Below are 7,982 nucleotides of genomic sequence, written 5' to 3'. Positions count from 1 at the left end.
CGTTGGACTGCGGCTCCTCCTCGAAGGAGAGGACCTGTCCGACCACGACCGGGCCCGAGATGTCGAAGCCGTGCAGCTCCTCCTCTTCGAAGCCCACGGAGACGAGCGCCGCGAAGACGTCGTCCGGCGTGACCGTCTCGGCCACATCCACGTACTCACGCAGCCACGAAAGCGGGACGCGCATCACACCACCATCCCGAACTGCTCGCTGAATCGGACATCGCCCTCGGCCATGTCGCGCATGTCCTGCACGTCGCTGCGGAACATGAGCGCACGCTCGACGCCCATGCCGAACGCGAAGCCGCTGTACACGTCGGGGTCGATCCCCGCCGCGCGCAGCACGTTGGGGTTGACCATGCCGCAGCCGCCCCACTCGATCCAGCGCGCGCCGCCCTTGAAGGTCGGGTGCCACAGGTCGAGCTCCGCGGAGGGCTCCGTGAAGGGGAAGAAGTTCGTGCGGAAGCGGGTCTTCGCCTCCGGTCCGAAGAGCTGACGCGCGACGTGGTCGAGCGTGCCCTTGAGGTGCGCCATCGAGATGCCCTTGTCGACGACGAGGCCCTCGAACTGGGTGAACACCGGCAGATGCGTGGCATCGAACTCATCGGTGCGGTAGACCCGCCCCGGGCACAGCACGTAGATCGGCACCTCGCGGTCGAGCATGGAGCGCACCTGCACGGGGCTGGTGTGCGTGCGCATCACGAGGTGGCGGGAAGGCGGATCCACGTAGAACGTGTCCTGCTCCTGACGCGCCGGGTGGTCGACGTCGAAGTTCAGCGCGTCGAAGTTGAACCACTCGTGCTCGAGCTCCGGCCCTTCGGCGATCTCCCAGCCCATGCCGACGAACACGTCGCTGATCTGCTCCTGCAGCAGGGTGAGCGGGTGCCGGGCGCCGACGCGGCTGCGCGAGGCGACCGCGGTGATGTCGACGCGCTCGGCCTCGAGCCGCGCGGCGGTCTCGGCCTCGGCCAGCTCCGCCTCCTTCGCGGCGAGCGCCTGCGAGACGCGCCCGCGGCCCTGGCCGATGAGCTTGCCGAAGGCGGCCTTGTGCTCCGGCGCGACCTGGCGCATGGACGCGTTGAGGGTCGCGAGCGGCGACCCCTCGGCGACGTGCGCCGCGCGTGCGGCCTTGAGCTCTGCGGTGTCGGCCGCGGATCCGATCGCGGCGAGCGCGGCCGCGACGGCCGTCTCCACCGCCTCGGGGGTGATCTCAGATGTGGTCTGTGCGTTGTCGGACACGAGAACCGAGTCTACCGGCGCGCCGGAGGCGGCCCGGCCCCCTGCCGACCGCTCAGAGCGGCCCGAACATCTGCGTGCGCCTGTCCGGCGTCCACAACAGCCGCTCCCGCTCGAGGGTCGCCGCGAGGCGGGGGTCCTTCTGCGTCTGCCGCCTCAGGATCAGCCGGCTCCGGCCCAGAATCGCGGACGGGACGACGAAGGCGGACGCGAGCAGCAGCACCATGCCGAGATCGACGAGGACCATGACCAGCACATCGCCGGTCGTCAGCGACCCGATCGCCATGAGGACGTTGAGCACGAGCAGGATCCCTCCCGCCGCCCACAGACCTCCTCGCAGGTTCCCCGGCCCTCGGACCGACAGCGACGTCCCAGGGCGCGGCACCCAGCGGCGCACCCGGCCGAGGAACAGCGCACTGACGGCGGCGAGCACCGCCCCGACCGCGATCCACGGCACGGTGGACTCCGCACGCCCTGTGACGGCGAGCACCCCTCCCGCGAGGAGGACCGCCGAGACGCCGAGACTCAGGAGCGCCGCCCACATCGCTGCGAGCGCCGCCCGTGCATCCGCGATCTCCCGCAGCCGGGTGCGGAGCTCCGGCTGGTGCGTCGTCCCGAGCCCGGGGTCGAGCCACTGCTCCAGCGTCCGGCTCGACGCGGGCGGATACGCGGAGACCGGTTCGACGTGCACCATGACTGCGAGGGTACCGGCGCGCTCAGCCCCTCGCTGAGCGCGCCGGAGTCGGATGACGATGTCTCCGCGCGGGGATCAGATCCCGCCGTTGAGGCCCGCACCGCCGTCGAACTTCCCACCACCGCGCTGCAGCGCGATGACCTCCGTCACGGTGCTGCCGTCGTGAATACGCGGGTCGCCGCCACCGGCATCGGGCGTGTAGCCCTTCAGCTTGGGCGAGCGCCGGGTGCGCACCTCGAGCCACTTCGCGACCCCGGACAGGATCAGGCACATCGAGATGTAGATGACGGCGACGATCAGGCCCGCCTGCAGGAGCGGCCGGCCAGGCTGTCCGCTCAGGTACTTGGCGTAGTAGATGAGCTCGGGGTAGGTGATGATGAAGCCGAGCGCGGTGTCCTTCAGGGTGACCACGAGCTGGGACACGATGATCGGGAGCATGGCCCGCAGCGCCTGCGGCAGCAGGATGAACGCCATGACACCGGACTTGCGGAGCCCGATCGCGTAGCCGGCCTCCTTCTGGCCCTTCGGCAGGGCCTCGATGCCGGCGCGCAGAGCTTCGGCGAGCACGGATCCGTTGTACAGCACGAGTCCGATCACGACCGCCGCGTACGGCGTCATCCGGAAGGTGCTGCCCGGGATGGAGTTGATGCCGTAGTAGAAGATCATCATCATGACCAGCACCGGCACGGCGCGGAGCAGCTCGATCACGACCGTGACGGGGATCCGCACCCAGGCGTGCTCCGAGACGCGGCCGATCGCGAGCACGAAGCCGAGGATGAGGCTGCCGACCGCGGCGGCGAGGAACGCGCTGACCGTCGCCCACAGAGCCTGGGCCATGCCCTGCCACACGAGGGTGTAGGTGAACAGGTTCCACCGCGCCGCGCTGAACTGCCCTGTCACGATGAAGCGGTAGACGACGAAGCCGATCGCCGCGAGGACGACGAGCACGGTGACGGCGCCGAGGATGCGATTGCGGACCACGGCCTTGGGGCCGGGGACGTCGTAGAGAACGGATGCGCCGCTCATCGGACGATCCTCCACTTCTTCTCGAAGTGCCGTTGCACGAGGCTCAGCAGGAACACCAGGACGATGAAGACGACGGCGACCCAGAGCAGGATCTCCATGACGGTGCCTGGACGGTCCTTCGAATCCGCGACGACGGCCCGCAGCGTTGCAAGCTCGGCGACCGAGAATCCCGCGGCGATCGTGGTGTTCTTCAGCAGGGCGATGAAAACGCTCATCATGGGCGGCACGACCGAGCGGAACGCCTGCGGCATGACGACCAGGGTCATCACCTGCCCGAAGGAGAGCCCGATCGCGCGGGCGGCCTCGGCCTGCCCGACGGGCACGGTGTTGATGCCCGCCCGCAGCACCTCGGCGACGTAGGTCGCCGTGTAGATGCCGAGCGCCAGGATGCACAGCCAGAAGGTGGGGATGTCCGGCAGGTCGAGCTTCGGGTATCCGAACACGAAGAAGAAGAAGACCAGTGTGAGCGGGGTGTTGCGGATCAGGTTCACGTAGGCGGTGCCCACGCCGCGGGCGATCGGCACGGGCGAGACCCGCATGGCGCCGACGATGGTGCCCAGCACGAGCGCCAGCACGCCGCCGCCGAGGAAGAGCAGGACCGTGTTCAGGGTCGCCTGGCCCCACAGGTCGAGGTTGCCCAGGAGTGCGTCCACGCGATCTCTCCTTCGAGTTCGAGGTCGAGGACTTCAGAGGTCAGAAAGGGAGGAGACGGCCGGCGGGAGCGAGCCCGCCGGCCGTCCCTGGGTCACTTCTCGACAGCGGGCTGAGTGACCTTCATGCCGCTCGCGCCGAGGTTCTTCTCGAAGATCGCCTTCCAGGTGGATCCTCCGTCGGTGAACATCTTGTTCACGAAGGTCTGGAACGCGGTGTCGCCCTTGGCCAGGCCCACGCCGTACTTCTCGGTCGTGAACGGCTCGCCGACGACCTTGAGCTCCTCCGGGTCCTGCGCGGCGTAGCCGATCAGGATGGCCTGGTCGGTGGTCACAGCGTCGACCTGCTTGTTGATCAGCTGCTCGACGCAGGCGGAGTACACGTCGAGGCCGACGGTCTTGGTGTCGGGGAAGTTCTGCTGGATGTTCTGCAGCGGGGTGGATCCGGTCGCCGAGCAGACGGTCTTGCCCGCCAGGTCCTTCTCGCTCTTGATCGTGTCCTCGCCCTTGCGGACCAGCAGGCCCTGGCCGGTGACGAAGTACGGGCCGGCGAAGTCGATCACGGCCTTGCGCTTGTCGGTGATCGAGTACGTGCCGACGTAGTAGTCGACGTCGCCGTTCACGATCGCCTGCTCGCGGTTGGCCGACGGGATCGCCTTGAACTCGATCTTGTCCTCGCTGTAGCCGAGCGAGGCCGCGATCCAGCGCGCGATGTCGATGTCGAAGCCGGTGCGCTTGCCGCTGGTGGCGTCCTTGTAGCCGAGACCGGGCTGGTCCTCCTTGACGCCGATCGTGATCTTGCCGTTCTTGGTGATCCGGTCGAACGTCGGGCTGCCCTCGATCTTGACGTCCTTCGCGACCTCGAACAGCGGCTTGTCGCTGGTCGGGGTCACGCCCTCCCCCGTCGCTCCGGGGCTGGTGGGGCTGCCGCTGTTGCAGCCCGTGAGGGCGATCAGGGCGACGGCCGCGATGCCGATGCCGGTGAGGATCCGTGACTTTCGCATGTGCTTCTCCTTCGGTGCAGGTGCTGTGGTGCGGGGATCAGGTCAGTGGGTGAGCAGCTTCGAGAGGAAGTCCTTGGCCCGGTCGGACTGCGGGTTCGTGAAGAACCGGTCGGGTTCTGCCTCCTCGAGGATCCGGCCGTCCGCCATGAACACGACGCGGTTCGCCGCCTTGCGGGCGAAGCCCATCTCGTGCGTGACGACGATCATCGTCATCCCGCTCGCGGCCAGCTCGATCATGACGTCGAGGACCTCGGTGATCATCTCCGGATCCAGGGCGCTCGTGGGCTCGTCGAAGAGCATCACCTTGGGGTGCATGGCGAGGGCTCGCGCGATCGCGACGCGCTGCTGCTGACCGCCGCTGAGCTGCGCGGGAAGCTTCGACGCCTGGGCGGCGACGCCGACCCGCTCGAGCAGCTGCATCGCCTCCTTCTCGGCGTCCGCCTTCTTCAGCCCGCGCACCTTGATCGGCCCGAGCGTGACGTTCTCCAGGATCGTCAGGTGGGCGAACAGGTTGAACGACTGGAACACCATGCCCACGTCGGCGCGCAGCTGGGCCAGGCCCTTGCCCTCGGCGGGCAGCTCCTTGCCGTCGATCGTGATCGAGCCGCTCGTGATCGTCTCCAGGCGGTTGATCGTGCGGCAGAGCGTGGACTTGCCGGACCCGGACGGACCGATGATCACGACCACCTCGCCCTTGTGCACGGTGAGGTCGACGTCGGTCAGCGCCTGGAAGTCGCCGTAGTGCTTCTGCACGTTCTGCACGACGACGAGAGGCGCGCCCAGCGCAGCAGCGGGACGCGCGGAGGCACGATCGGGACGATCGGCAGCGGGAGTGACGTCGGTCATGGCTGACTCTCCATCGAATCGAATGGCCGGATGTTTCGGGCGGTGCCGGAACCGCAGGGCTCCGACGGGACGAGGTTATTGATCGCACGCCGCCCGGTGGGGTTCCTTGAGCCTTTCTTGAGGCGGGTGCAGATACCTCGGCCGGCCGCGCGCCGTCGGGATCGCGCGCGGGCGTCAGTCGTGGGTCTCGCGGTAGTAGCGCACGGCCCCGGTGTGCAAGGCGATCGGGTCGGTGAAGATCGCCTGCCGTCGGTCGAGCAGTGCGGCCGCGGGGGCGCGCCGGGCGATCGTCGCGCGTTCGTCGAACAGCACGGCGGTCGCGTCGTGGATGAGCCCCTCGGGGGCATCGGCACGGGCGACCAGGTAGTTGGGCACGGTCATCGTCACCGTCGAGGTGTCGATGCCGTAGCCGCCGATCGGGAAGTCCGCCTGCCGGTAGGCGCCGGCGTGCGCCGCGTTGACGGCGTCGACGACGGGCGGAGGGACAGACAGCAGGCGGATCGGGGTGTCGGCCGCGAGCGTCGCGATGCCCGGTGTCGGCAGTCCCCCGACCCAGAAGAAGGCCTCGATCTCGCCCTTGCGCAGGGCCGCGATCGAGCCCTCCAACCCCAGCTCGGGGTTGCGGATCGTGGCGGCGTCGACGTGGGCCGCGGCCAGCACGCGGCCCGCCACGAGCTCCACACCCGACCCGCGCGCCCCGAGGGACACGGCGCGGCCGGCGAGGTCCGCGAGATCGTGCACCTCGGATCCCTCGCGGACCACGATGTGCACGTACTCGTCGTACAGACGCGCGACGGCGACGATCGGGACCGCCTCGGGGAAGGCGCCGGTGCCGGCCACGGCGTCGGCGACGGCGTCGCCCTGGGCGAAGCCGAGCACCGCCCGTCCGGATCCGACCCGCTCCAGGTTGTCGACGGATCCGTTGGTCTGCTGCACGGCGAACCGGGCTCCCAGGCGCGTGGAGAGCACGTCGGCGAACTGCTGCCCGTAGGCGTAGTACACGCCCGTCGCTCCCCCGCCCGCGATCGCCTGCGGCTTGTTCGCCCAGCTCCGGTCCTCCGGCGCGCAAGAGGCGAGTGCGGAGGCGCCGAGCACGCACAGCAGGAGTGCGAGCAGCATCCGCACGATCGCGCGCGGGGATCGCATCGTCATCGCACCTCCGCGGCGGGGAGCACCAGGACCACCCGGAGTCCGCCGCCGTCCGCGGCCTCGACCCGCACTGCGGCGTCGACCGTGGCGAGCAGATCCGTGGCGATCGCGAGCCCCAGGCCGGTGCCGGGGATCGCCCGCGTCAGATCGCTGCGCCAGTGCCGGTCCGTCGCATGCGCGAGCTCCTCCTCCGGGATGCCGGGACCGTGGTCGCGCACCGAAAGCTCACAGCCCGTCTCGGCCCGCGCCGCCGTGACCTCGATCTCGGCGCCCGCGGGTGAGAACTTCACGGCGTTGTCGATCACGGCGTCCAGCGCGCTCTCCGCGATCGTCTCGTCCGTGCGGGAGCGCACCGGCCCTTCGACGCGCAGCACGAGCGCGACGCCCTTCGCCGCGGCGGCGTCCCGCCAGGCCGCCACCCGGCGCTCGGCGAGGGCGGCGAGATCGATCGGATCCTGCAGCGGCGCCGGATCCGCGCCGCGCGCGAAGGACAGCAGCGTGTCCAGGATCCTGGTCATCCTCCTGCCCTCCTCGCGCGTGGCCTCGACCTCGCCGTCCCAGCCGCGGTCCAGCCCCGTGGCGAGCGACTCCACGCGCAGGAGCAGGGCGCTGAGCGGATTGCGCAGCTCGTGCGAGGCGTTGAGCGCGAACTCCTGCTGACGCGACACGACGCGCTCGATCTCCTCCGCCATGCGGTTGAAGAGCAGGATCATCCGGTGCAGCTCAGGGGGTCCCGTGTCGTCGGCGATCCGCGCCTCCATGTCGCCGCGCTGGATCGCTTCCATGGCCTCGTCCACCCGGTGCACGGGCTTGAGCACCCACCGCGCGAGACCCAGCACCACGAGAAGGCCGATCCCGATCGCGATCACGCTGACGATGCCGAGCAGGACCCACTGCCGCACGATCTCGGCCCGCGGCGCCTCCACGCTCGCCGACATGACGACGGCTCCGATGACGTCACCCTGGTCGAAGATCGGCTCCACGAGGGACTGCTCGGAGAACTGCCACGGCAGCAGGACCGGTTCCGGCAGATCGCTGCGGCGCCCGGAGAGGGCGAGCTGCACCTTGTTCGCGGTCGCGTCATCGAGCACCGGAGCGTCGCCCTGCTGGGGCGACCACGGCCGACCGGATCGGTCCACCACCGTCACCCGGGTGCCGTACAGCTCGTGATAGCGCCGCAGCTCGCCGTCCAGCACCTCCGCGCTCCCCGACAGCAGCGCCTGCCTCGCGCTCGTCACGAAGGTGCCGATGTCGCCGACCTGCTGCGTGTAGAAGCTCTGCTGCACGCTCCGCGAGGCCGTCCAGCCGTAGGCGCCGCCGAGCAGCAGCAGCACCGCCGCGAGCGGCACCAGGAACACGATGAACAGTCGCTTCCGCACG

Annotated in this window: 9 protein-coding genes; all 9 read right to left on the bottom strand. The window is 69.7% G+C overall.

Features of this window, described 5'->3' with window-relative positions:
* Positions 1–184, bottom strand: a 184-nt coding sequence (locus B7X32_RS03580) for a hypothetical protein (protein ID WP_292716139.1), incomplete at its 3' end; no start/stop codon positions are given.
* Positions 184–1,236 carry a phenylalanine--tRNA ligase subunit alpha gene (pheS, locus tag B7X32_RS03575; RefSeq protein WP_292716136.1) on the bottom strand — a complete coding sequence of 351 codons (1,053 nt, stop codon included), beginning with the start codon at positions 1,234–1,236 and terminating at the stop codon, positions 184–186. The genes pheS and B7X32_RS03580, both read right to left, overlap by 1 nt.
* A gap of 52 nt (positions 1,237–1,288) precedes the next feature.
* Positions 1,289–1,927: a hypothetical protein gene (locus B7X32_RS03570; RefSeq protein ID WP_292716134.1), complete on the bottom strand. Its 639-nt coding sequence runs from the start codon at positions 1,925–1,927 to the stop codon at positions 1,289–1,291.
* Positions 1,928–2,002: 75 nt separating this feature from the next.
* The gene (locus B7X32_RS03565) at positions 2,003–2,953 is read right to left on the bottom strand and encodes an amino acid ABC transporter permease (RefSeq protein WP_292716131.1); all 951 of its coding nucleotides are present in this window, start codon (positions 2,951–2,953) and stop codon (positions 2,003–2,005) included.
* Entirely contained in the window at positions 2,950–3,606 is a 657-nt protein-coding gene (locus B7X32_RS03560; protein WP_292716128.1) for an amino acid ABC transporter permease, read from the bottom strand. The genes B7X32_RS03565 and B7X32_RS03560 overlap by 4 nt, the downstream gene beginning before the upstream one ends.
* A 92-nt stretch (positions 3,607–3,698) precedes the next feature.
* Positions 3,699–4,607 carry a glutamate ABC transporter substrate-binding protein gene (locus tag B7X32_RS03555; RefSeq protein ID WP_292716126.1) on the bottom strand — a complete coding sequence of 303 codons (909 nt, stop codon included), beginning with the start codon at positions 4,605–4,607 and terminating at the stop codon, positions 3,699–3,701.
* 42 nt (positions 4,608–4,649) lie between these two features.
* Positions 4,650–5,453, bottom strand: coding sequence for an amino acid ABC transporter ATP-binding protein (locus B7X32_RS03550; RefSeq protein WP_292716123.1), 804 nt, complete (start codon positions 5,451–5,453; stop codon positions 4,650–4,652).
* 174 nt (positions 5,454–5,627) lie between these two features.
* Positions 5,628–6,605: a TAXI family TRAP transporter solute-binding subunit gene (locus tag B7X32_RS03545; protein WP_292716120.1), complete on the bottom strand. Its 978-nt coding sequence runs from the start codon at positions 6,603–6,605 to the stop codon at positions 5,628–5,630.
* Positions 6,602–7,981: a HAMP domain-containing sensor histidine kinase gene (locus B7X32_RS03540; protein WP_292716117.1), complete on the bottom strand. Its 1,380-nt coding sequence runs from the start codon at positions 7,979–7,981 to the stop codon at positions 6,602–6,604. The genes B7X32_RS03545 and B7X32_RS03540 overlap by 4 nt, the downstream gene beginning before the upstream one ends.
* Position 7,982 lies beyond the last annotated feature (1 nt).

Source organism: Microbacterium sp. 13-71-7, assembly GCF_002257455.1.
Taxonomy (GTDB): domain Bacteria; phylum Actinomycetota; class Actinomycetes; order Actinomycetales; family Microbacteriaceae; genus Microbacterium.
This window is presented reverse-complemented; position numbering and strand designations above follow the sequence as displayed.